At 51.6% G+C, this 25,198-nt stretch carries 17 protein-coding genes; 7 read left to right on the plus strand and 10 right to left on the minus strand.

Features of this window, described 5'->3' with window-relative positions:
- Window positions 1–268: 268 nt before the first annotated feature.
- The 3 genes from DES29_RS07955 (at window position 269) to DES29_RS07960 (ending at window position 1,389) form a co-directional block, all read left to right on the plus strand.
- Complete coding sequence (locus DES29_RS07955; protein ID WP_231293646.1) at window positions 269–490, plus strand: translation repressor RelB; 222 nt, start codon at window positions 269–271, stop codon at window positions 488–490.
- Window positions 474–701: a hypothetical protein gene (locus tag DES29_RS12380; protein WP_016474458.1), complete on the plus strand. Its 228-nt coding sequence runs from the start codon at window positions 474–476 to the stop codon at window positions 699–701. The genes DES29_RS07955 and DES29_RS12380 overlap by 17 nt, the downstream gene beginning before the upstream one ends.
- Before the next feature lie 379 nt (window positions 702–1,080).
- Window positions 1,081–1,389 (plus strand): hypothetical protein, encoded by a 309-nt coding sequence (locus DES29_RS07960; RefSeq protein WP_005428945.1) that lies wholly within the window; start codon window positions 1,081–1,083, stop codon window positions 1,387–1,389.
- Between the two features lie 332 nt (window positions 1,390–1,721).
- Here DES29_RS07960 and DES29_RS07970 read toward each other — a convergent pair whose 3' ends face one another.
- The 3 genes from DES29_RS07970 to DES29_RS07980 all read right to left on the minus strand — a co-directional run bounded on the left by DES29_RS07970 (window position 1,722) and on the right by DES29_RS07980 (window position 4,761).
- Window positions 1,722–2,534: a MetQ/NlpA family ABC transporter substrate-binding protein gene (locus DES29_RS07970; protein WP_005428943.1), complete on the minus strand. Its 813-nt coding sequence runs from the start codon at window positions 2,532–2,534 to the stop codon at window positions 1,722–1,724.
- A 426-nt stretch (window positions 2,535–2,960) separates the two neighbouring features.
- Window positions 2,961–3,998, minus strand: coding sequence for an alpha/beta hydrolase (locus DES29_RS07975; protein WP_005428941.1), 1,038 nt, complete (start codon window positions 3,996–3,998; stop codon window positions 2,961–2,963).
- 184 nt (window positions 3,999–4,182) lie between these two features.
- Entirely contained in the window at window positions 4,183–4,761 is a 579-nt protein-coding gene (locus tag DES29_RS07980) for a GNAT family N-acetyltransferase (protein WP_005428939.1), read from the minus strand.
- A gap of 142 nt (window positions 4,762–4,903) precedes the next feature.
- Between DES29_RS07980 and DES29_RS07985 the strand changes: the two genes are divergently transcribed.
- Window positions 4,904–5,440, plus strand: a complete 537-nt coding sequence (locus DES29_RS07985) for a transposase (protein WP_038024956.1) — start codon at window positions 4,904–4,906, stop codon at window positions 5,438–5,440.
- A gap of 54 nt (window positions 5,441–5,494) precedes the next feature.
- Here DES29_RS07985 and DES29_RS07990 read toward each other — a convergent pair whose 3' ends face one another.
- Together DES29_RS07990 and DES29_RS07995 are read right to left on the minus strand one after the other, a co-directional pair.
- Window positions 5,495–6,484 carry a helix-turn-helix transcriptional regulator gene (locus tag DES29_RS07990; RefSeq protein WP_005428936.1) on the minus strand — a complete coding sequence of 330 codons (990 nt, stop codon included), beginning with the start codon at window positions 6,482–6,484 and terminating at the stop codon, window positions 5,495–5,497.
- Between the two features lie 273 nt (window positions 6,485–6,757).
- Complete coding sequence (locus tag DES29_RS07995) at window positions 6,758–7,771, minus strand: LysR family transcriptional regulator (RefSeq protein ID WP_021995590.1); 1,014 nt, start codon at window positions 7,769–7,771, stop codon at window positions 6,758–6,760.
- Window positions 7,772–7,920: 149 nt separating this feature from the next.
- Here DES29_RS07995 and DES29_RS08000 point away from each other — a divergent pair, with 149 nt between their 5' ends.
- Complete coding sequence (locus DES29_RS08000) at window positions 7,921–9,741, plus strand: aryl-sulfate sulfotransferase (protein ID WP_005428933.1); 1,821 nt, start codon at window positions 7,921–7,923, stop codon at window positions 9,739–9,741.
- Window positions 9,742–9,841: 100 nt separating this feature from the next.
- On the opposite strand, the gene DES29_RS08005 is transcribed toward DES29_RS08000, so the two are convergent.
- From DES29_RS08005 to DES29_RS08030, 4 genes are all read right to left on the minus strand, one after another.
- Window positions 9,842–12,538: an autotransporter outer membrane beta-barrel domain-containing protein gene (locus DES29_RS08005; RefSeq protein WP_113854701.1), complete on the minus strand. Its 2,697-nt coding sequence runs from the start codon at window positions 12,536–12,538 to the stop codon at window positions 9,842–9,844.
- A gap of 1,040 nt (window positions 12,539–13,578) precedes the next feature.
- Window positions 13,579–15,183, minus strand: coding sequence for a DUF438 domain-containing protein (locus DES29_RS08020; protein WP_236578934.1), 1,605 nt, complete (start codon window positions 15,181–15,183; stop codon window positions 13,579–13,581).
- A gap of 425 nt (window positions 15,184–15,608) precedes the next feature.
- A complete protein-coding gene (locus DES29_RS08025) occupies window positions 15,609–18,335 on the minus strand; it encodes an autotransporter outer membrane beta-barrel domain-containing protein (RefSeq protein WP_113854703.1) in 2,727 nt (908 codons plus the stop codon).
- Window positions 18,336–19,207: 872 nt separating this feature from the next.
- Window positions 19,208–20,656, minus strand: a complete 1,449-nt coding sequence (locus tag DES29_RS08030) for a mechanosensitive ion channel family protein (protein WP_005428926.1) — start codon at window positions 20,654–20,656, stop codon at window positions 19,208–19,210.
- A 390-nt stretch (window positions 20,657–21,046) separates the two neighbouring features.
- Here DES29_RS08030 and DES29_RS08035 point away from each other — a divergent pair, with 390 nt between their 5' ends.
- Entirely contained in the window at window positions 21,047–21,763 is a 717-nt protein-coding gene (locus DES29_RS08035; protein ID WP_021995307.1) for a Crp/Fnr family transcriptional regulator, read from the plus strand.
- Between the two features lie 90 nt (window positions 21,764–21,853).
- Here the strand turns inward: DES29_RS08035 and DES29_RS08040 are convergent, their stop codons facing one another.
- Window positions 21,854–23,350, minus strand: coding sequence for an FAD-dependent oxidoreductase (locus DES29_RS08040; protein WP_046446438.1), 1,497 nt, complete (start codon window positions 23,348–23,350; stop codon window positions 21,854–21,856).
- 223 nt (window positions 23,351–23,573) lie between these two features.
- Here DES29_RS08040 and DES29_RS08045 point away from each other — a divergent pair, with 223 nt between their 5' ends.
- Window positions 23,574–25,112, plus strand: coding sequence for an FAD-dependent oxidoreductase (locus DES29_RS08045; protein ID WP_113854704.1), 1,539 nt, complete (start codon window positions 23,574–23,576; stop codon window positions 25,110–25,112).
- Window positions 25,113–25,198 lie beyond the last annotated feature (86 nt).

Consider the following 25,198-nt stretch of genomic DNA (forward strand, 5'->3'; position numbering starts at 1 on the left):
TCTAAAAGAGACATGATTAACGAGATCAACTGATCTACGTAAAATAAATTCTGGAAATACCCTCAAAAGTCGTAAGGGCGAGCTCAATAATGCATTTCTGTAGGGGTCAAGATTTGTCCGCTAGGGGGGCAACTTACTTGACTGTTGACAAAAGTGGTATAAAACTAATCTAAAGTAGTCTATTAGTTTAGTAGACATACGAGGGATTGCTATGGAAGCGATTACATCTCTTAATACCAAAATATCTGTCACGGACAAGGAGTTGTTCGTGAAAACAACTGAAGCTCTTGGTTTGACGCCCTCTGGCGCCATCAAAATCTTTGTCCGTATGTTTAACCAGTGCGGGGGTTTTCCATTTGAAGTTCGTACGGTCCCGTTAGTGAACTACAACAATCCGAACATCCTCAAGCCGGAAATCCGCAACGAAAACGTTGTGTTGCCCGCCTCGTGGCGTGAAGACGACGACTACGATCATGACGATGCGAAGTGAAACAACACCTCAGCCTTATAAGGTCTGGCGCATTCCATTTGCCTTTGACGATCAACCAGATGTTTTCAAGTTCCGCCCCGTCATCTTCGGCGGCATAGGTCAAGGCGGCGTGCAACTTATGCTTTTGTCTGTCAAGGTCACAACGCATCCACCTAAACAGGGTATTGAAGGAGAGAAATCCCATTGCTCGACTGGCAGGCTGCCGGCTTAAGCAACCCCTCCACGGCTCGTTGCAGTAAAACGATTTTGGCGCCTTTGTCGGTGTTGGTCGGCCAACGCAAATATGGAAAACTATCGCAAAAAGACCAATTAGCGGTGCGAGCTGCCTTAGAAAAAGCTGATTTCACCCAACCCGGATTCCCCGTAGAGGTGCATTAATTCTTTGCTCGATTTTCGTTGTTGTTTTCAGCATCAACGCCTGTGCCGAAAACTTGGCGTAAATAGGGAAACCCGCCGAATCCAAAATACGGAGGGTTTCATTGTTATTAACGAGTGACTATGAAGCCCAAACTCCCGAAGACTAGCTCCGGGAGCTCCTGATCTGACGCATAGTCGACCTATTTATTCTTCCTAATCCCTGGTCTTTCTCTATGTACACGGATGCTGATGGGCGTACCTATGTCTACGTCTATCGCAATCGCTGGGATCCGGAAAAGAAACAGTCACGCATTGAGAAACGATGCCATGTCGGGCGTTTGGATCCGCAAACTGGGCAGGTCCATATCGGGTGCAAATTCCTCACGAATAACCCGGAATACGCCGGCAAGTTTTGGCTTTACGACAATAATCAGCTCATTGAACAAGAGCCGTTTGAGCAGCCGAATACGGACAACGAACCGTTTGCCCAACAATTCTTTGACGAAGGCCTTCATACAGCTGCGTTATCTGAAAGCCAATAAACCAACTGATCGCAACGGTTGGAAAACAAAAGAGATCCCGAAGAAAATCCGAGATCTCTTTACCCTGCTAGGTTTGCCCTTGCCCCCGCGGGTGTTCCGGGACTAGGTGCATCCCCGGGAGTTGAGGTTCAGAATACAGATGGCAATCCAAAAGAATTGAATACATTTTCATGAATGTATATTAACTGCCCGCCATTAACCTTAAATAAGGTTCCCCGCAGCCTGACGACCTAACAATCGAAAACCGCCTGCACCGAAATGCAAGCGGTCCCGAAAAGTCTGCGCTTCTACAGCAGCAGCGCAGACTCAATTACTTTTGGGCAATCGTCCGATTAGAAAACCGGGATCACGCCGCCCTTGTACTTTTCTTCAATGAACTTCTTCACTTCAGGAGACGTAATGGCTGCCTTGAGTTTCTGGAACTCGGGCTTTGCTTCATCACCGTCGCGAACGACTACAACGTTGCCGAAGGGTGAGGACTTCGCTTCAAGCGCGATGGAATCATGCGCAGGATTGAGGCCGGCCTGAAGTGCATAGTTGGCATTAATCACAGCTGCAGCCACATCATCGAGCGAACGCGGGAGCTGAGCCGGTTCAAGCTCATAGAAAGAAAGCTTCTTGGGATTCTCAACGATGTCCACCGTCGTCGCAAGGAGCGTCGCATCTTTCTTCAGCTTGATGAGACCGGCGTTTTCAAGAACCTTGAGCGCACGGCCTTCATTGGTCGGGTCGGACGGTACGGCAATGCGAGAGCCAGCCGGGATATCGGCCACGTTCTTAAACTTCTTCGAATAAACGGCCATCGGTTCAAGATGAACGGAGACGAGGATCTTGAACTTAAAGTTGTGCTGCTTCACAAACTCTTCAAGATAAGGAATCGTCTGGAAGTAGTTGGCATCCAAGTCCTTCGAATCCAAAGCGAGATTGGGCTGAACGTAATCGTTAAATTCAACCACTTCAAGCTTTACGCCCTCTTTTTCAAGCTGAGGTTTGATGAAGTTGACGATGTCCGCATGGGGCACTGGCGTCACACCGATACGGATGACTTTATCAGCAGCGGCAGCGCCGGCTGAAAAACCGAACGCCAGAACAGCTGCGGCAGCAGCGCCGGTAAAAGTACGCGTAATGAGATTGGCAATCGACATTTGAGGTTCCTTTGAATTTGTTTCCTGCAGACTTTCGACAGATCGGCATCACGAAACTGTCAATGTTCTGCAGTCATTTGCATTTTGAATTTGACCGCTGGTTCATTCTGCAGTCCGGGTGATGACACCCATTCGGTCGACTGAGAAAACCTTTCTCGGAGCTGCGGTTGCCGGGACCCCTCGGGCGGCGAACAGCTCTCTTCTTTAACTCCGCAGGCGCGGAATCTGTTTTTAACGGTCTTTATGTCCTGTCCTTGGCTTTTTAAACCGGGACCGTACCCCTCGGGCGCGTCGGGCATGGGTTCATACTAGCCTCGCAAAAGACAAATTGGGGGTGTGATGCCAATATCACACCCCCATTTTGAAAACTCTCCTGCGGTATTACCAGCCGAGGTTCGGCTTTCTTCGTAGACAGCTGACGCGGCTTTAAAGCACTGCGCCTTCCGCCTCTTCTGCTTTTACGGGTTTAAGCACCTTCACGAACCAGTTAACCACCCGTTCGATGACGGGTTTTTGGAACCAAGGGAGATCACCGTGCTGAGCGTTGTCAACTAAAACATATTCAGCATCAACGTTCTTTGCCTTCAGTGCGCGGAAGAGCTTTGCGCTCTGCGTCGGGCTCACGAGCGGATCCTGCGCGCCGTGGAGGATGAGGAACGGAGGCTCTGATCCGTCAACGTGACCCAATGGGCTGGCGGCCAACGCAGCCTTCCGGTCAGCCATGATCGAAGCTCCCGGATAGGTTCTGAAAGCAGGACCGTTCACCAACAGCGCCTCAGTAGATGCAGGCGATTCATGCACCTTATCAATTTCAGGACCAAAACCCTCGCCGATAGTTGTCAGATCTGACAGTCCGTAAATGGTGACTGCCGCCTGAACATCGGACGAAACATTAAGCCAATCGCCTTTATCAAACTGTTTTTCTCCGTTGGTGACGCCGGTCATCTGCGAGAGGTAGCCGCCGGCAGAATCCCCCAAAACACCGATTCGAGCCGGATCGATGCCGTATTCAGCTGCATGTGCACGCAGGTAACGCACTGCAGACTTTGCATCCTCAAGAATGGCAGGGAACTTATCGGGCACCACGCGGTATTCCGCTGCAGCTACAACAAACCCTGCGTTGGCAAGCGCGCGCCGCATTTCAGAAAACTTTTCATGGTCCGCCGATGTGAAGCCGCCGCCCGGAAAATAGATCACCGCCGGCTTCTTCACCTTCGTGCGGGGAATTTCAAGCGTCATACGAAGCTGGCGAACAGTGCGGGTCGACTTAATCTGAGAATAAATAACGCCGGAAATCATGTCGATGCGCGGGACTTTCCCTTCAACATGGATGACCTCGGCACCTTCGGTCCAGCCAGCCAGTTTCGCAGAGTCTGCATCCGCGGCCAGTACTGAAGAAGCAGCGATCGTCAATGCGGAGAGACCGAGAACAGCAGCTGCGGCAGTATGAAAAACTTTCTTCATGGTTCGTTTAGTCCTGATTATTGTTCTAAAAAAGCTTGAATCGTTGCGAAAACCATCAGCTGCATCTTGCCGCAGAAAATTGGCCTCTCAAGCGGGCAACAGCAATGAACGGTCCAACATCCCGAAATCATGCACAGCAACAGAGCTGTGCCGCTACGACCCGGGGGATGAGGCTAAGCCGAAATCAAAATTCCAAATGTCGTCCAGTCAACACTTCCAGAATGGAATCTTTTTCGAGCGCTGAAAGCGGCACCGGCGGCTTGGGGTCATCAAGATGGTCACCGAGCATCTTCTGATACCAGTTGACGTCGTGCCATGCTCCGTTCTTAAAACCCGCCTGAAGATAGGTGCCGACGAGTTTGAATCCCATACGCTTATGCAGCCGATCACTAGGCGGATTGGGAGACGTTACGCAGCCGAAAACAGACAAGACCCCCTGAGCCTTGAGAAGCGTCATCAGGCGGCTGTAAAGCCCTCCGCCCAAACCGCAGCCCACTGCGCTCTTGGCGAGATAAACCGAAAGCTCAGCGTTCCATTGATACGCCGCTCGTTCCATATGACGGTGGGCATAGGCATAGCCCATGCAGCGCCCATCCTCTTCGGCGACAATGTAGGGATAAAAGCCGGCAATGGTGCGAATGCGTTCGGCGAATTCTTCTGTTGTCGGCAGCGTGTATTCAAACGTAATCGTTGAATGAATATATTCGGAGTAAATCTGCAAAAGCGCAGGAGCATCTTCCGGCACAGCCAGGCGATAGTGCATGAGGACACCTTAAAGAAAACAAACATGCAGCTTTTGAGTTTATCGGGTGCTGCAAGGCTCATCCTTAGACAATGTCCTCAAGTCTGTGAGCTGCGGCTCAAGGATATGCGGCATGATCAGGCAGATTTCTTCCGGCTGAGCTATGTTTAGCGTCTCAAATGTCACCCGTACTCTTTGCATGGCCAAACGTAAGACCACCCCGCTTGACGACGCCGCTACTGATTCGATTTTTGATGTTTTAGGCACGACGCCCGACGAAGCTTCCGCATCTTCGGAATCATCATCAGTGCCGTCTGAAACTGCAAGGCGCTCACTGGAACCCCTGCCCTTACGCTCAGTTTCGTCTGCTGCTGTGCCGCCGGCAAATTCAAAAAGCCCTGCTCGAAACACAAAAGCCGACACAGCTCCTCGGACCCCAAAGGCACCGCAGGCCTCTAAATCGATCAAACCGCCGAAGACGCCGCAGCTGGAAAAATCCATCAAAGAAGAAGCGCTCGCGCTCTTTCAAAAAGGCCTGACGATTGAGGAAGTTGCCCGTGAGCTGATGCTTCCGCCTTCGGCAGTACGCGACTGGGAAGCGCTTTATCAAGACGGAAAGCTCACGAAATTCGGCAAAGCACGCATTGCCGCCGATGAACGTGAAAAGCAAGAACCTACGCTCTTTTTTAAAGCGAAATAACGCTCCCGCGGCCGCGCAAGCGCGCTGAGCTTATGCGCAGCACCATCTTGTCAATCACGCTTCAATCGGCGTTTTCTCCACCTTGCGGAATCCCCCGCGTTCACGCCAGGCTTCAATCCAGCCCGTCAGCTGCACCGTATCATCCATATCCGCTTCAAGCCGCCAAGCGCCGTCTTCGAGCTGCTGAAGCGTTTGGGTCGGATTGAATGGCGTTTCGCTTAAATTCACGGCCGTCTCTGGGTTGGTGAATTCAATCAGCAAATGAATCTTGCCGCCGTTCGAATAGTTAAAGTGGCGGGATGCAACATATTGAGAAAGTGAAAAGTCCTGCGGCCTGACGGACGGGAAGGCGGTCACCTCGGCCTCGTCCATGCGGTGAAGCGCCAAGTGACGAATATTGTTATAGCCCTCAAATTGGCAGATGAGATAAAGGCGCTGCACCTGCTGCACTAAGCCAAGCGGAGAAACCACGGCTTCGTTCTCCTCTCCGCGGCTATTATGGAATTTCACGCGAAGCTTGGAATCACGATAGAGCGCTTCACTCACGGCATTAAAGATGCGCGGTTTAATTTTGGGCGGCATCATCGGCACCGTATCCGAAACGAATGCCACTTTCTGCAGCCATTCCCGTGTTTTAGCGCTTTTGCCGTTTTCATTGAGCGCCGTTTTGGATGCACTGAAAAGCGGTTCCATTGCTTCCGTAATACAGGGCGGCAGCTGGTACTTGAGACGTTCCTGGCACAAGCGCAGAAGCAGACTCTCCTGCGGCGTGAGCGAACTTTCGTCAAGTGTGGAATCGGGTGCATTTCGGCGGTAGCCGTATGGTTTTCCGCGGCGGTCCACTTCAATATGAAAAGCTTCGCACTCCACTAGAGCAACCAAAAAGCGCTGAAGACGACGGGGCATCAAATCGATGCCCTCGGCAGCTAGCCCCTTGCGAATCTCAGTCGACGACACCCAACGATTCTTCGGAATACGCTGCAGAACTGCAATCAGGAGGAGCACTTCGTTAATCGTTGATTGAGACTCTGCTTGATAGGACATAACCCGGCCCCTTTGCTCTGGTGGATGCTGACTGATGAATTTTAACCAAAGCTTAGTTGAGCAAAAGATCTCAATGTGAGTTTTAACTAGATTCACGAAGGCCTGGATCTGTCAGCGTTCAGCATCACGAATCAAATTCTTCGCGCGCGGCCGGCAACAGTTCCCGCTTGACCAGCCGCTTAAACTTAGTTAGTTATACTCAATCGAATATTCCATCCGCTGTGCAGAGCATGTTCCTTTTTTTCAGCAGCAGGGTCTGCAGTCCAACGTACTTTATTGCTCCTCAGCATCATCAGCGCCTGCATCAAGGCAATCGCCGATTCTTTCGGCATTCGCCTTGATAAGTCCCCTCAGCCATGCCATTGCAGGATCACGGTCAACGCGTTCATGCCAAATGAGCCGTGCCCAGAAGGTCTCCCGTCCACGGCCAAGCTCCGTTTGCGGATGAAGCGGCATGACCGCAATCCGGCCTTCAGACTCGAAAAGCCGCGCAGTAAGGAGCGGCAGAACCGCTACACAGTCGGTTTCTTCCAAAATGCCGGGCACAACTAAAAAGAAAGGAACTGCAATCGCCCGGTCGAGAAGCTCCTCGCCCACGACCGTTTTTTCGTCCATCGAATAAATCTCATACTGGCTGCTGCCGCGATTGGATACCTGAATCTTGCGGCAGCGGTTCACATCCTTCCAAGGGATTCGACCGGTTTCGCGCCATTTCAGCGCAATCGGATGGTTCGGCCGCGTACAAAGCGCATAGCCCATCCGAATGAGTTTGAGCTCATGCATCCCTGCAGGAAGCTTGCGGCTCGAAGGATAGATGGCAGCGTCAATTTCCCCTGTTTCTAATTTTTCAAAGAGGTGATCATCGATTTGGACGAATTCCAAACCGGCACGCGGCGCAGCTTCCAAAAATCGCTTCACGAATCCCCGCATCACAGCGTATACCGCATTGTCGACAACTCCAATTCGAAATGAACGCTCGAGATCTGCAGGACGAAAGACCTCGGGCTTCACAAGCGCTCCCGCAGCGCCAAGCAGTGCACGCACTTCGGGTTCGAGTTCAAAAGCTCGCTGCGTCGGGATCAGCTGCGGAGATGACCGCAGAAAGAGCGGATCATCAAACACATCGCGGAGCATCTTCAGCACACGAGATGCCGTCGAAAGACTGATGCCTTGAGCCTTCGCCGCCTCCGTGAGGCTCTTTTCCTCCACTAGCCGCAGGAAAAACATCAAGTCGCCCAAGGAAAGCTCAGTCCATTTGGGATTGGCGAAAGAACCATTGCTCAGCATCTGCAAATTGATCTCGGAAAATCGGCATTTCGTCGAAATGAGCAGTTTCGTAAACTGCTCTTCGTCTTATGGGGAAATAAGCGGCGCGCAAGGATTTCGACCAATCCGCCGCCGGCCTTTCCCCCAAGCCACACAAAAAGGAAACAGTAATGAAGTTCAAGTCTACCGTCATTGCGGCCAGCGTTCTCGCGGGCATCATGAGTCTCTCGGCCGGTGCTTATGCCATGGGCGGCGCTTCCGGCGCACATGTCAACTATCCGACGACCGGCAAGATTGGTGCCGTCATGATGAATCCGTACGGCATTGCACCGCTTACGGCCGTGATTCGCAACGGCGGCTACTCCCTCTCCGACATCTCGGTGCGCATCGTCCCGAAGGACGGCGGTCAGGAAATCACCTATACGGTGAGCGACGCCAAGGCCCGCACGCATGGCGGCATTCCGATCTTCGGTCTCTATGCCGGCTACCGCAATACGGTTGAGGTTTCCTACACCAAGACCACCGAAGGCAAGAGCGAACGGGTTGAAAAAGAGGTTTATCGCATTTATGCCGGTCCTGCCAATATTGCTACTGCGGGCTACGCCGGCGTGACTTCAGTCTTCCCGGTGGCTGAAGTCAAAAAGGTTGATCCTGCGTTCAGCGACCGCCTCTACCTCATCAACAACATGATCGCGGCAACGCCGAACACGACCCGCGCGGTCTGGAACAACCCGATGGGCGGCGCACTCGAATGGAACCGTTATCCGCAGAACGCCATCTACGACACGAAGGGTGAGATCCGCTGGTACATGGAACCCTCGAAGATCTACGACCCGAACAATATCTATATGGCCGGCATCATGATGGGCTTCCGTCAGAACAATGACGGCGCGTTCACCTGGGGCTACGGCCAGCGCTACGTTAAGTACGATCTGATGGGACGAGAAATCTTCAACCGTCAGCTCCCTGACGGCTATGCCGACTTCTCGCATGCCATGGATCCGATGCAGAACGGCAATTACCTCGTGCGCGTTGCCTCTGCCGACCATGCTCGTCCCGACGGCAAGCATGTCCGCACGGTTCGCGACGTGATTATCGAAGTGGATCAGAACGGCACAGTGGTTGACGAATGGGCGCTCTGGGACATCCTTGATCCCTACCGCAACAATGTACTGAAAGCGCTCGACCAAGGCGCAGTCTGTCTCAACATTGATGCGACGAAGGCCGGCCAGACGATTACTGCCGAACAGCTCGCCGAACTCGATAAGACCGACAACTTCGGCGACATCGTCGGTGCCGGCGCAGGCCGCAACTGGGCGCACGTCAACTCCGTCGACTACGACCCGACCGACGACTCCATCATCATCAGCTCCCGTCATCAGTCCGCGCTCATTAAGATCGGCCGCGACAAGCAGGTGAAGTGGATCATGGGTTCGCCCGAAGGCTGGGGTCCGAAGTTCGCTGACAAGGTGCTTAAGCCCGTCGACAAAGACGGCAAGCCCATTAAGTGCGAAGGTTCTAAGTGCGAAGGCGACTTTGACTGGACCTGGACGCAGCACACCGGCTGGCGCGTCGACTCTAAGTCTGATAAGGATGTCTTCTACCTCTCCGTTTTCGACAACGGCGATGCCCGCGGCATGGAACAGCCCGCGCTTCCTGAAATGAAGTATTCGCGTGCGGTCGTCTACAAGATCGATCAGAAGAAGATGACGGTCGAACAGATCTGGGAATACGGCAAGGAACGCGGCCACGCTTGGTACAGCCCGGTGACGTCGCTTACTGAGTACTATCAGGATAAGAATTCTGTCTTCGTCTACTCCGCCACGGCCGGCGCTCAGTTCAACTTCAAGACCGGCGCGTTTGAATCCGCTCCGAACCCCTACATTGATGAATTCAAGTGGGGTGAAAAAGAACCGGCCGTTGAAATTCAGTTTAAGAATACTTCGGGCTATCAGGCCATGCCTGTTGACCTGAAGAAGGCATTCAACTAATTCCTCTTCCTTCTTTATTTGCCGGACGGATGAAGCGTCCGTCCGGCTCTTCAAACAACTCCTTAACCGTCCGTATCAGCAGTCTGTACGGACGGATTTTTTAGAACTTCCAACTCGCGTGGGCTTGTGTGTTATAGCCTTTGCGGACACCAGTGTAGGCATTGAGACCAATGGAGAGGTCAAAGGTATTGGCGTAGTTCTGATATGTCCATCCAAGAGACGCAATACCCGTACTGCCTTCCAAATCAGCTTCATTCAAGACCAATGTTCCGTAACGATCCTGAGCATGTCCTTTGGCATCGGCCTTGAAGGCGTACTCATAGGTGAGCGCCGCATACGGATGCATCCTTCGGTCATACTGATACTCCATCAGAGTGCCTAACTGTCCCCGATGAGCGTTAAGCGAATTAAAGTGGAAAGTCGCGCCTGAAACCTCCGACGAGCCGGCAGCCTTATATGACTCGCCTTCACGGCCATCATAGAAGTAATTCAGGAAGGTGCGGTTCTTCAGTTTTTTGGTCAGCTGAAATTCGCCGTAGGCGCCCGCATGAGCCCCCCAATAAGCACTGGTGCGGTCAAATTCAGCCTTCACTCCAGCAATTGGCACATCGAATTCGCTCCGAATCATCCCGCCCTTCACGTAACCCGTGAAGTGCAGCCAATCAACTGCCGCGGCACAGTTGCCGTAAATACCGACGCCGACATAGTTATTCTTGCCGTCTCCCTTGACATGTCCTATCGGTGAAGTCGTAGGAGAACGCGCATCATATGTGCCGCGCCCCATTTCCAAGAAGGCACCGACCTCTGACTGCTGCAGTTTGAAGGCGTATCCCAGCAATCCGGACACAATTGTCTCATCCAGATCGCCGCGAACATCCAACTCGTAGCCGCCTACCCGTGCCGCGGCGAAGGGACCAGGCTGCCGAGTTCCTTTCCGAGACTTGAGCGTTGAATCAATGAGAAGTTCATCCGCAGCAAAAAGCGCCGTTGCTGAGGAAAGACTTGACAGCATCAAAACATTGGTTTGGTCGTTCACCTTGTCTTTGCTCGGCCGCCGATTCTTGATCTTCGCAATAAGCATTTGCTCTGTTTTCATCGAAAGATCGTAATCGTCTTGGGTGAGTTCACTCTTTTCGACGCGGGCTAAAGACTTAACGGATTCCACATTGAGATCCCGTTTGAGTTCACTGACGGAAGTCCCCGCTGCCAGACGATTGGTCAAATCATTTAAAGCAATGCCGTTGGAGCTATTGATCAACCGAATTTCATCGCCCGCCTTCAAATTCAATGCAGTCCCGGAAAGCGTGATGCAGCTGGACTTGCCGGCATCAGAATGCAGCAAAACAGGGGATGAACCCTTCACAGAAACAACCGCCTCGTCTGGACCGAGAGAAGACAAGAGCGCTGGGGTCAGCAGAAAGTTCAAACTTGCACTGGGTGCTGCAGAGAGTTCAGTGAGCTGAGACCGATCGGTAATATTCCAGTATGCGTTTTTATCCGCAGTACCAGAACCGACATGCATAGCAATCGTACCGTTGTCGCTTATGCGAGTATTCCCCGAAAACTGCACCAGTCCCTTTTTTGTACTGTTGATGTAAATGCGGGCACCGTTTTCTGCAGATATCTCAGACTGACTCAGCGTAACAAAGTCTTTTTGAATATCCGCTGCGGAATTGTCGATGCCTACCAAAGCTTGGGAGGCATTGGTTGTCAGTGAATCCGTCACCGTCACCTTAGCCGCATTCTTCAAATACACAGCTTGTGTAATGCCTCCGGACATTTGAATATTGGCCGCTTTCGCCGTGACATCTGCTTCGCTCGCAGCACGAATGCCGATCGCTTCAGTATTGTCACGAAAATCCATCGTCAGCTCATCCAAAACGTTAACCCTATGAAAGGCATACAGTCCATAAGCGGTCTTGGCTTTACTGACTGAAATATCAGTTTTGCCTGCAATGGAATAATCGCGATTAGAAAGGAGCGCTAGAGCGCAGCCTCTTGCATTAGGAGCATCCTGAATAGAAATGCGTATTGGACCCGAAATCGTAATTTGCTCGGCAGGATTTTTATACTTGGATTCATCACCCTGTCCCACGTACAAAGCATCAATATATTCCAGATTCTTCGAACCGCTGCCATTAAACTGCAGACTGAGCGATTCGGCAGAGAATCTGCCGCCATGCCAGACCCTGATGCCATTCATTTTTGGATCTTGGGCTCCAGCAGTCATCGTTATGTCGGCGAATTTCGTATTCAGGAATCCGTCAGGCCGAACGTCCGCTCCAAAAGTTCGCTGCGGACTCAAATCGACTGTGGATCGATCAACGTTCATCGTAAAACCCCTAGTGAAAAGTCCCGTTCCGGACAGCACAACTCCGCGAGCTACAGACCCTTCCATCACAGTACTTTGAGTATCGACGGTAAGCAAAGCGCCCTCAGAAACACGTATGAAGTGTCTGTTATAGGAATCACTGTCGCCGTAATTTGTTGAGTCATCAGATTTTTGCAAAATCAAATTACCGCCGAAAAATACAATATTGCCTTTTTCGGATTTAATAACCCTTGACCCCTTCTCTTTATTCGTGTTTTGTAAAGTCAGCGTTTCCTCGGGATCTATTTTTATCATCACCAATTGATCTGCTCGTTTCGAACGAACCGTATCGACACCGTCAACAGAATAAGTTTCGCTTTCCTCAAAGTCCCTGCTTTTATCGATGCACGGGTTTGCCGCAATAGTATTACCACCGAACACTAGGCTGACAGCCAGTGTTACAGATGAAAGATTTCCCTTTTTCATAAATCATCCTTAGGTTGAAAATTCATCAGCTCTGCCAAAAAACCTTTGCTTCAAAGCACAGAGCCATAGGCACTTCAGGACAAAATGAAAACGACATTCATATTTACATTGAAGACGCCCATTTTCACCCTGAGCATTTTTCAATCTAACAGACAAAATCTTCCATTTTTTGATAAAAAATCAGCGTAAACCCTAAATAAAAATTTAATCACAAATTAGCGAAATAACAACAATGACAAAGAAATTTAACTGAAAAAAAACAAATTATTACGATAGATTAATATTTAGAAACTAGAATAATATCGTTAATTACGCTTTGAAGATATTAAAGATCCAGATTTATCATTCTCTGGATATTCTTCAAGCTCGAATATTTTCGATTGATGAGAGGAATTTTCTCGCGTTTAAAACCGGCATTCCTCATGGCGTGAAGAACTTCGAAAAGTGCAATGAAGCCCTTAACTGCGCCGTCATACAGATACGCAAAGATAAAATCGTCTGAACGCTGGCCGCCAATCACCGTTTAAGAGCCTTTCCGCTCTGAAGGACGGAAATTCCCTTCGGAGCCCTTACGCGTTTTTTTGGTGCTTGGGGATCTCTTCGAATGGGTTCCTGCTGCTGAGCTGCGCGTCTCTCGCAACAAGGCCGGTTCGCTTGAGGAGCAGCAGACCGCTGCTCCGGATAGGCTCTTAGGCGCGACCCGCGCCTATGTTGTTGGCGGCCACAACGCCGGCGCCGCACGGAAAACCGCACCTCCGAGAGCAGAACCCTGCCCGCGTCAAGCCGACATCCAAGATCGCTTGATGCTGAGAGACCTCCTCATCCTTGAGGGGCGGCCCGAAGGTGTCAGGGAAATCCGGATATATTTTTAAATTTCATGGGATGAATAAAAATATCGGCGGACTTCCCCTTTTTAGTGAGCAAGCCTCCCGTCATTCACGGCAGAAACAAAACCTCATGTTTCCTCGTTCCTCCCGCTGGGACTGTACCAGCGGGAGGATTTCGCTTTCGCCAGTGAAATCAGGAGGCCGCCAACCACACTAGGGCTTCCCGGCGATGATCCCCTCGATCTGCTCTTTAATGGCAGCAATGAGGGTGCTCACTTCCATGCCGCTGCGGGCACTGATGTCGGCAATCTTCACGTGAGGCAGCATGACGCGGGCGAGCGGCGTCTGCAGGAGCTTAAATTTGGGCGAAATGCGCGCCATGCGCTCCTTAAGCGCCGGGAAATCCTTGATGAGGTCCTTTAAATAAGTCTCGGCAGTGATTTCCGGAACGGTTTTCGCTCCCTCTGATGGGGCAGCAGCGGCGCTCTCCGCAGCCGGGTTCTGCGCATCCGGGGCTTCGGGCTCCTGGATCTGGTGCAGACGCTCGACGCTGTTTTCCCAATTTAAAAGCGTGCGGGAGCCCTGCATCTCGCGGATCTTGGTGCAGTCCTGCATCATTTCCAGCACGCCGCGGAATTTGCCCTCTGCATCGCGCACCGCAACATAGATGATGTAGATGAATTGACCGGGCTTATTGATCCAGAACTCTGCTTTGCTTTGTTCGCCGGAGCGGAACTTCTCGATGATCTCCATGACGACAAACACGCTCGTGCGCGGATGGCAGTTCTGCACCTGTCGCCCGATTACATTCTTGCTGCGCGGGAAGACGCGGTGTTTGGTGTCGCTGTAAAAACGGACAATCTCGTTTTCATCGACATAGGTGATGTCGACGGGCAAGTGCCGATAGATGAGATTGATCTGATCGAGCGTGAGGTTTCCGGTGCTGACATCAAACGTCTGCTGGGGCGAAGCTGTCTTGTGCCCGTATTTTGCAAGCAAGGCAGCCAAGTCGGCAGCCAAATCACCATCGGCTGCCTTCGCTTCCGGCGCTGCCTTGACGGGCTCGGCTTGCTGCGCAGTCTGCCCCCAGGCATAGCCGATTTCCCGATCGCCCGCCTTCATCTGCTCGAATTCTGCGGCCGGAATGAGCGCTAAGGAAGTGGGATAGAGAATCGTTTCTTCCTTGGCCATCAAGTCGCGCAGATCATCGACAATGGTCTGCTGCATGGCGATGAATTCATCGTCCTTGTCGGCATCGAGGAGCGAACGGGCCTTATTGATTTCATCGCGGATGAAGTCATCCAAGAGCCACATGGTGTCGGTCGGGCGATCAAAGCCGTGACGCTCCAAGGCCGAATAGAGCTGATTCTGCTTGCGGCTGAAGTGGATCTTGTACTTTTCCAAGCGGTCGTAGAGCTCAAGCCACTGGTTCTTGATCAGCGGGTACTGCACCAGATCCTCGATCTCCTTCAGGATCCCCCGCAGCGTATCGTTTTCTTGGTAATAGTGCGAGAGCGGATGATCGGCCGGCAGCTCTGGGCGTTTCGTGGAGAGCACGTCGCTGAAGAGATCAATCATCGCCTGAATGTCTTCCTTGCGGCATTCATCGGGATCGAGCGATTGCTGACCTTGTTCGGCCACGGCAAACTCATAGGGCTCCAAGGTGCCCAATTCTGCCTTGGCTCTCTTGCGGCCCTCTTCGAGAGTGATTTCGCCCGCGTTGTACGCGCGCTTCAATTCCATCATCGTCTGGAGCTTCTTCTCGTCAATGGATTTGCCGAGGTTCTCCCGCATTTTTTTGTTGCTATAAGTAGTCATTTTGTCCTCATCGGCCCGCCTGCTTGCCAGTCCATTGGCAGCAGAGCGGAATTGAGTCTCAATTCTATTGACGGATGAAATATTGTTCCATGAATACATTTGTGTCTGAATTGGACTGGGTTTCAGGCAGCACAAAATGGGCGGACGCGGATCGTCTGCCCAGTACAAAGCAGTGTCGTCTTTGCCTCCGCGACGGGAGCCTCAGTAAGGCTCATGATTATGAATCGTGTCAAGACTCAAAAGACTGCGGATTTGAAATTCCATGGATGGGCGGTGCGTCAGTGAAAAAGCAGCGCGATAGGTTCGCGCTGCTTGGACTGAAACGGCCTCCTAAAAAACACTCCGCTCACGGACGGATCCGTTAACCGCGCGTTCAGGACGCCAAACGCGGTTGTTTCAGCAGCCCGCAGCCGCCCTGCCCGGGGTCAGAATTTCCAAGCTGCCTGCAGCTGCGCACTGATGCCGCGGCGCTTGCCGGCGTATCCGTTCATGCCGGCATCAAACTCAAAGTCTCTCGCTTCGTTCTGATACGTCCAGCCCAGGGAGACAATACCGGTGCTGCCTTCGAGATCGGTACCATCTAAAGCCAAATCACCGTATTGATCGGCGGCGCGCCCTTTTGCATCGGCCTTGAATGTGTATTCATAAGTTAACGCAATATAGGGTCGCAAGTCAGCCGTATAAGCATACTCAAACACCGATCCCAACTGTGCCCGATGCGAATTGAACGACGCAAAATGGAACTTGGCTCCAGCCACCTCAGCAGAACCAGAAGCGGTATGCATCTCACTTTCTCGGCCATCGTAGAAGTAATTCAGGAACGTACGGCTCTTAAACTTTTCCGAAGCCTGAAATTCACCATATGCACCGAGGTGAGCTCCCCAATAATTGCTGGTACGGTCAAAGTCAACTTTTACCCCTGCTAAAGGCACAGAGAATTCGTTGCGCAGCCAGCCGCCCTTGACATACCCCGTGACATGCAGCCAATCCATTGGTGTTGTGTAATTGCCATAGACGCCGAAGCCCACATAGTTGTGTTTGCCGTCGCCCTTCGTTTCTCCAACGAGAGTCGTTGCGGCTGTGCGGGTATCGTATGTTCCATGTCCCATTTCCAAGAAGGCCCCGACTTCAGAATCCCGCAGGTTGAAAGCGTAGCCGAGAAGACCTGAAGTCACTGTGGTGTCTAAAGCTCCGGCAACATCCAAATCGTATTTTCCTGCTCGTGCCGCCGCAAAGGGGCCGGTCTGACGCACACCCTGCCGAGACTTCATTGTGGAATCGATCAAAAGTTCGTCGGCAGCGTACATTGCTGCTGCTGACGCGATGCTCGACTGCATCAGCGCATTGGTCTGATCGTTAACTTTGTCAATATTCGGACGCTTGTTCTTGATAGTTGCCGTCAATAAGTAACTGCTCTTCATCGTGAGATCGTAGTCATCCTTGGTGAGGTCACTTTCTTGCACGCGAGAGAGGGATGCCATGTGCTTTACATTGAGATTGCCTTTAAGTTCATTCAAAGAAGTGCCGGCAGTCAAAAGATTATGTTCGTCATCCAAAGCCACACCAGCATAACTTTCAATAAGACGAATTTCATCACCAGCCTGCAAATTAAGACCAGCTCCTGACAACGTGATAGTGCTTGCTCCGGCAGCTGAAGCAGACGAATGCAGTATTACCGGAACCGTTCCGTAAGCCGTTATCAAAGCCTTGTTGGCCGTTAACTCAGAAAGTGCTTCGGCAGTCAAGAGGAAGTTTAAAGAAGCATTGGGAGCAATCGTGAGGGTTGAAAGCTGAGAAAGCCCAGTCACATTCCAGTAAGAATTCTCATCAGCATTTCCCGAACCAACGGTAAGGTAAAGCCCTCCAAACGTCCTGCCGACGTATTGAAATCTCGTAACACCAGTGAATTGGACTTTTCCTTTTCCCAAACTATTTATAATGACAGTTCCGTTATTCCATGCAGAAATCATCGATTCTGCTGTCGTGACGAAGTCTCTTTGTACCTCAATAATACCTTGGTCTCTTGCGTACAAGGCTTCTTGAGCATTGGTTGTAAGCGATTCTGAGATAATTGTAATTGAATCATCTCTCGTCCAAACAGCAGTGGACTTTCCTCCTTCATTATAAATAGCAGCAGTTTTAATTTTTAATATATTCTGATTTTCTTCATCATCAGGAGAAATACCATAATAATAATTATAATTAGAATTAAAAATACCATATGATTCAGTATTCCCGCTGAAATTTATGGTCAGATCATCGTTCAAATTCACTGCGTCAGCGTAGGCGACATACAAGCCATAAGCATGATGAGTATTCTTCACTGCAAGTTGGAGTGAATCGGCAAAATGATAATCGTACCAACCTACCAATCTGAGTGCTATCGCATCAGTATTAAGAGCATCTTGAAGCGAAATCTTTATTGGAGCTGAAAAGTTCAAACCCTCCTTACGGGATCTATCGTTATTGATATTAAAACCATAAAATTTTTTTAGAGATTTTGAATTACGGCCATTAATGTCTATATTGAGCTTATTCGCACTCAAAACACCATCATCCAAAATGATGCCAGTCAAACTAGAATCGCTGTCTCCAGCAGTTAATTTTACGTCAGCAAATGTCGTGTTCAAATGAGCTCGCTGCGCTAATCTCAATCCCGCCACATCTCGCCCCGTAGTGCTTCCTGAACGATCAAGATTGAGCGTAAAACCATCAGCAAAGACGACAGGGCTTGACTTGTCTGCATCGATGCCTCTGGATGCGGTACCGTTTAAAAGAGTACTTTCAGTATTAAACGTCAAAGCCGAAGTCGTCCCGCCATTCGCTCGAATGATCACGCCATCCCCTTCACGGCGGAGTATTAGCTTTCCGCCGTTGAACGCTATGTCAGAAGCGCCTGTCAAACCTGTCTCAACCACCGAGGCTTGGTCATTCGTTGTATTGTTGTTGATTAAGCGAAGTTCAGCATCTGGAGCAATTGTTATCGTTACTCCTGATCCAATAATAGTTCTCTTATCTGAAGTGATCGTTTCATTGTTGGTAAAGTTTCGGTCAGAGTTTATTTCGATATCATTATTATGACCCGCAAATGCAACACCATCAAAAACCAAATTAAGAGCCAATACTAAGGCAGTAAACCTTCCGTACTTCATCTACTCTCCCCTTATAAAATATTTAAATAAAAGTCTTTGAATCTGGAGAGAAATAATCAACTTCGTATCCAAGTTCAAAAATTTGAACTACGAAATAAAGGCATCAGCAGCCGCACAAATACAGCCATCCGCGCAATTTTTCTTAGGTTTTATAAAGACGAAAATTCATTTTCGCGCTAGCTGACTTTATAGATACGAAATATCTCTGTCAAGGAAAACAAATACAAGCAGAAATACGAAAAGAAAACACCATAGATTACTTGTCAACACTCCTAAATCGACACCCTAATCCACATCTCCTCTGCCATTAGAAGAATATTTTGCCATCAACGGCATCGTATTCATCAAAGAAATGAATACACAAGAATATCCCACCATGAAATACTTCTGTGATGTGATAAACAGGTGCCAAAGAATTTAACGAACCGGTGCACCATCAACAAATATTATGTGCCTAAATATTCTCTGTGGAAAAGAGCTTAATGATTCCCATTTAATGAAATGGTCCTGGTTATTCTTATAAAACAGAAATAACCCTCTGCGATCACAGAATAAATTAAAGCTAAAAGAAGGATAGTTTTAGTTATAGACCTTCCAGGCATCAAGACAAAAATATCGCAGCTTAAAAAAGCAATTATCGCATTCAAAGCTTTGCACTTCCGTACATCATTGATGGTTTCCTGCCAATGACCCGGCTCTAATGCCGGCACACTGAAGGAAACTCACCTAAAACGGAATACTGAAGATGTAAGAGCGTTCTTCTATACGAAGAACCGAGGCCTCCTCGGCGTCTTCCCACCTATGCCCCATGCCAAAGTCTCCAATGCCGCAGCGCATGGAGGAATAAATGGGAAGACTTTATTATTTGTTATTTATTGATTTTCCAGTGCCTTATTTTTATTGTTGAGAATATCAATCTCCAGACGGTTGTATGGAATTTCGATGCCGGCTTCAGCAAATCGGCGAAGCAGATTCATCATGATGTCGGTCTTAATGCCTGCCGTGCCGTTCACCGGATCTTCAACCCAGAAATTGACATTGAGATCAATCCCTGAACTTGCAAATCGCGAAACGGAAGCCCAGGGTTTGCGGTCCTTCGGAATACGAGGGCGATCTCTGCCGACTTCATCGAGCATCAGTTCAAGCGCTTTTTTCACATCGGCGTTATAAGCCACTGAGATCTCAACCGTCTGAAGCGTCGGCGAATCCGAATAGGAAAGGTTCTGTACCTGCGAGGTAACGAACGACTCATTCGGAACGATGCTTTCAACGCCGCCCGCACTCCTCACGACCGTAAAGCGCGTATTGATTTCCGTCACCTTGCCGGTGAAGCCGCCGACCGTTACGAGGTCGCCGATCTTCACAGACTTGTCGAGCAGGATGATGAAGCCCGACACGTAATTCGAAGCAATCTTCTGGAGTCCGAAGCCTAAGCCGACGCCGAGCGCACCGCCGAAGACCGAGAGAATAGTGAGATCAATGCCGACCGTACCCAAGCCGATGATGACCGCGATCACCATCAGGAAAATTCGAACAACGCGGCCGAGCACAACCTTAATGTTGCCCGTCAGACTCTTCGCATCGGTGATCGTCTGTTCGATCATCTCGCTGATCCAATTAGCAGCAGCAACGGTGAGCAGGACCGAGCAGACTGCCATAAAGAGCTTCCATACGGTCATGTTGCCCGAACCGATTGGAATGGCCGTCGCGTCAAGCACATCAACGAGGTGCGTGAGGACCCCGAAGAACTGCAGAATCGCCAAAATCCAGAACGTGACGACGATCGACTTCGTAATGCGGGGTGAAATGATGCTCGAACCCACCATTGCCTGCAGAAGTCCCAAAACGATTGCAAGCAGTGAGTAGGCATAAAAGAAGCTGTAGGCGACCTTTAAGAGCACCAGACTGGATGCCTGATACCCCATCATCACAGCGCCGTAGGCACAGCACGCCGTTACGGAACCGGCCGCAAGTCCGAAAGCAATGGCATTGACAACGCTCAGCGCAAGACGCTTCATGCGCTGCGTAAACCGCTCTTTAAGCTCATGCGGCGGCATATGCCGGGCAACGACGCTGCGCACAAGCTTTGAACACATCAGGCCGGCCAATACGGCAACGACGATAACGCAGAGCTGGAAAAGGACATTGCCCCAAGTGAGGCCTTCCAAAAGCTTTTCAAAGAAAACGACAAAGTAATTGGTCGTATCGGCAATGGCGTCAGTGAGGTGTTCCGTACCCATCGACAAATCAGGCCCATGCACAGCAGCATCGGCCGCTTCTGCTGCTGCGGATGAGGCTGCAGCGGTTTCAGTAATTGCCATATATTCAACTCCAATCGGTGTCTAAGCTGATGAATTGCAAAAAATAAATGTCAGCCGCATCTCTGCAGGCAAAGCGGGCTGTCCAAAAGCTGCACGGATCATAACGGCACAGTGCGATTTTTGGCGGATACAAATGATTGGGGTTTAATTACACCCCTGTCTTCCTTTCTGCTCGCTTTCCCGAAGATGGTTTACAAACACAGCGCCATTGCAAGGAAAAAACCATATTCACGGGAAACCCGCCGAACAGCAAAAATTCTGGAACAAGACATTGTTAAGCACAAACTATCAGGGTCTGTCACTTCTATCCTAACAACGCTGACGCCATCATTGAACATTCTGGCTCTATAGTGGAGTCAGTTCCTCACTCTCATCGCACCGAGCCGCCTCATGCGACGCATCTTCGAGCAGCTTCCCTACTTTCTGCCGGCCGAGCCCGCTCCTTTCGCACGGCTTTTCCTCACCGAAGGCATTCGCCGCGAGGTTGCCAAAGGCGAACTCCTCAAACGCGGCGGAGAATCCCAGCGACTTTTCTTTTTGGAGTCGGGGCTTTGCGCTTATTACGCTGCGGAAGCGGAAAATCACCGTCCGACGATCCTCTCTGTTTTGCTCCCCGGCCGCGCGATGGGCGACCTTACAGCCAGCGTGGGCACACGCTGCAATGTATTCACGCGGGCGCTTGAAAAAAGCGTCGTGCGCGTCGTGCCGCCCGCGGTGCTCACCGCCGCACTGATGAAGGATCCGGCACTCGCTCAGCTTGAAATCCGCTCCGTCATTGCCAAAGAGGAATCCATTCTGGAAGGCATGACGGCGAACTTCATTCGTCCGCCTGCCGAACGGATTGTGATCTGTGCTAAAGCCCTCTGCCGAGCAAAAAATGTGTCGCCCAGCAGCGGCTGGCACAGACTGCCGCTCACGATATCTGCCGAACGCATCGGCGAGATTGTCAACCTCAACCGCGTGAGCGTTGCCCGACAGATGTCCTCCTGGATGAAAGCAGATCTTGTTCGCCGAGACGGGCGAAAACTGCTTTTTTCCGACCAGCTCTTTGCCGCCGTTGACGACTGGATTGAGAATCCCGTGCCGAAATGCCCGCTGCCGGCCTAAACGGCAAACGGCTCCGAGGTGATGAGACCAAGAAGCCGTTTGAGCTTAGCCGAATGAAGATCGAATGGCTTCGATCTGACTGGAATGACGTTACTTCAGAGTGCGGATGTACTCTGCCGCAGAATCCACTGCGATGCGCCCCGAATTAACGGCGAAGCCTACCGTCGAGCCCGCCATCAAAAGATCATACGAGTCGCCGTACATGCCGCCCACATCGTTTCCGGCCGCGTAAAGCCCTGGAATCGGATCTTCTTCGGGCGTAACGACTTCAAAGCGTTCATTGGCCTTAATGCCGCCCAAGGTCCCAAGAGAGCTCGCCACGGACTTGATTGCATAGAAAGGACCGGTCTTCACTTCGCGCAGATATTTCGGGTCCTTGGCAAATTCAGCATCGTGACGAACGTCACAGTAGCCGTTATATTCCGCCACTGTCTTCTTGAGCTTATCGGCATTCATGCCGGTCGCTTTCGCGAGCCCGTCAAGCGTATCCGCCTTAAACGCCCAGCCAGCCTGCACCGCACCATCCCAGTCCTTCTGGAACTCGGTTAGCTTAGTGCCGACCGGCACCATTACGCCTACGCCGAGGTCAATGCCCTGGTCCTTTTCCATATGATCAAGCGTCTTCTGGTCATAGACCACGAACATCGTTCCGCCGATGCGTTCCAGGGCGTTGCCGGCAAACGGCCATTCGAGCATGATTTCTTCGTTGCAGAACCGTTCGCCCTTGGGCGACAGCCAGAGATGCGGCTGCTTGGCGGTAGCGCTGACCTGATTGGTCGTGGAAACGCCGCGGGGCCCCGGACGATAAGAGGCCTGCACCTCCGTGCCTTCCTTCCCGCCGCCAACGGCCCAGGCCATCTGGATGCCGTCGCCGGTCTTGCCCGTCTGCGCGAGGCCGTCCGCATCGGCAAAGCGGAGATATTTCTCACGCATGGTCTTGTTGTCAAAGAAGCCGCCCGTCGCAATGATGGTCGCCTTGGAACGGATGGTGATCTTGTCGCCCGCTTTGTTCGTCGCTTCAACGCCGACCACGCGGCCGTTTTCGGTAATGAGCTTCTGTCCCCAAGTGTTCGTCAGAAGCGTCTGCCCGGCTTTCTTATACTTGTCGATAAAGAGGTTGATCCAGCCCGCACCGCGGCCCTCGTAAATGTGCCAGGTGTACAGACCGTTGGGATAGTTGGAAAAGAGCTTTTCGAACTTCACGCCGTTCTTGATCATCCAGTCAATCGTGTCGGCGGAGCGGTCAACGAAGGCCCGGACCATGCGCGCATTGCCGCGCCAGTGACCGTAATTCATGATTTTCATGAATGCTTCGTCTTTGGTGAGACCGTAGTTCCAGTTGCGCTGCATAGCGCTCTCAACGGCAAAGATGCCTTCGGAATATTTGCCGGTGCCGCCCGGAAGACCAGACTTTTCAAGCGTGATGACCTTCATGCCCTTTTCGGCGGCTGCCCAGGCAGCTGCGGTGCCGGACGCACCCGCGCCGATTACGCAGAGGTCGGCTTCATAAGCCGCATCCGCAGCAAATGCAGGATTCATCATCATGACTGCTGCCGCGGCAGCAGCCGTCATCGCGAATTGTTTCATTCTTGCTCTCCTTTGAATCAGCGGACGTCCCTAGAGACGCAGGCTCTTTTTCAAAGGAAGAGTGTTGATCAGCAAGACAAATTTCGTCTGTAGCACAAACTACAAAATGAGCTCAGGAAAAACACGCAGACCGCAAACGGATAAACGCATTCTTCACCGTCTGCGCCGAAAATGAGCATATGCAGGCTCCCGACTGCCTGCGGCCATTCAAAAGGAGAATGACATGCCGAACCTCTCTCGGCGCAAGTGGCTTAAAACCGCTGCGCTTACCACAACACTCTTTGCCGGCGCTTCATCTGCATCTGCCAAAGCTTTTGATCCGATGCCCGAAAAGTGGGATGAAACGTTTGATGTTGTCGTCATCGGTTCCGGGTTTGCCGGTCTTGCCGCCGCTATTGAAGCTCGGCTGGCCGGCGCTTCTGTCTGCGTATTGGAGAAGATGCGCGTCATCGGCGGCAATTCCATCATCAACGGCGGCATCATGGGCGTTCCGGGAACACCCATGCAGAAAAAAGAAGGCCTCGAAGACTCGCCGGAACTCATGGCCAAAGACATGATGACCGAAGGGGGCGGTCTCAACCAGCCCGAAAAAGTGCGGCACCTCTGCGAAGAGGCGCTCCCGACCTGGGAGTGGACCATCCAAACGCTCGGCGTTGAATGGGTCGAGGAGCGCGTGGCGCAGGAAGGCGGTCATTCCGTGCCGCGCTGCGCGATTGTTAAAAACGGCTCCGGTTCCGGCATTGTCCTCAAGGAAGCTGCCAAGCTTGAAGCGCTTGCGGTCAAACCGCGCACCCGCACTTATTTGGAGCGCATTATTCGGGATGCCGACGGCCGAGTGAAAGGCGTTCAAGTTCGTGAGGGCTACAGCTTCCCGAAGGCCGATTCGGGGAAGGTGAAGTTCATCGCCGCCCGCAGAGCCGTTGTACTCTGCCACGGCGGCTTCGGAGCTGATATCAAATACCGCTCCATTCAGGATCCGAAGCTCACGGAGAAACTCGGCACCACTTGCCAGCCGGGCGCTACCTCTGAAGCCTGGCGCGAGGCTGCCCGCATCGGCTGCCAATTGATTCAAACGGACTGGATCCAGTGTGCGCCTTGGACCTCGCCCGTCGAAAAGGGGATGGGCATTGCGCTTTTCTTTGCTCAGGGCGCTGCGGCCATGTTCGGCGTGTGGGTGCAGGATAAGACCGGAGAACGTTTCGTGGATGAACTTGCCAACCGGAAAGTTCGAGCCGACGCCATCATGACGCTCCTCAATGAAGGCATTCACTGCTACGCGATAGCGGATGCCAAAGGCGTCGAACCGATGGGCATTTCTCGCCCCGGCCTGCTGCAGAAAATGCTCGAACGAGGCTGCGTGAAGCAGTATGAAACGCTCGAAGCACTCGCCGCCGGTGAAAAGATCAATATTGAGGGTCTTCGAAAGAGTGTCGAGGAATGGAACGGAGCCGTTAAGAGCGGCACAGATGCGCATTTCAAACGCTATGTCAATAAGAAGGCTCAGCCAATGGGAACCGGACCTTGGTACGTTTCGACAATGGTGCCTAAAGTTCATCACTGCATGGGCGGGATCTATACGGATATGCAGGCGCGAGCGCTCGATATCTCGACCGATGAACCGATCCCAGGCCTTTTCGCTGCCGGCGAAGCGACGGGCGGCGTGCACGGTGCTGTTCGCCTCGGCTCCTGCGCCGTCACAGACTGCTTGGTCTACGGCCGCATTGCGGGCCGCACAGCGGCTCAAAATGAAAGCTGGATGTGAATAAACAGGGTTCTGCCAACGGCTGAATCGAGTTTGGCCTAAGGGCTTTGAAGGCGGCCCGCATACCGAGCGCTGCCGCCTTTATG

Source organism: Sutterella wadsworthensis, assembly GCF_003315195.1.
GTDB classification, from domain to species: Bacteria; Pseudomonadota; Gammaproteobacteria; order Burkholderiales; family Burkholderiaceae_F; genus Sutterella; species Sutterella wadsworthensis.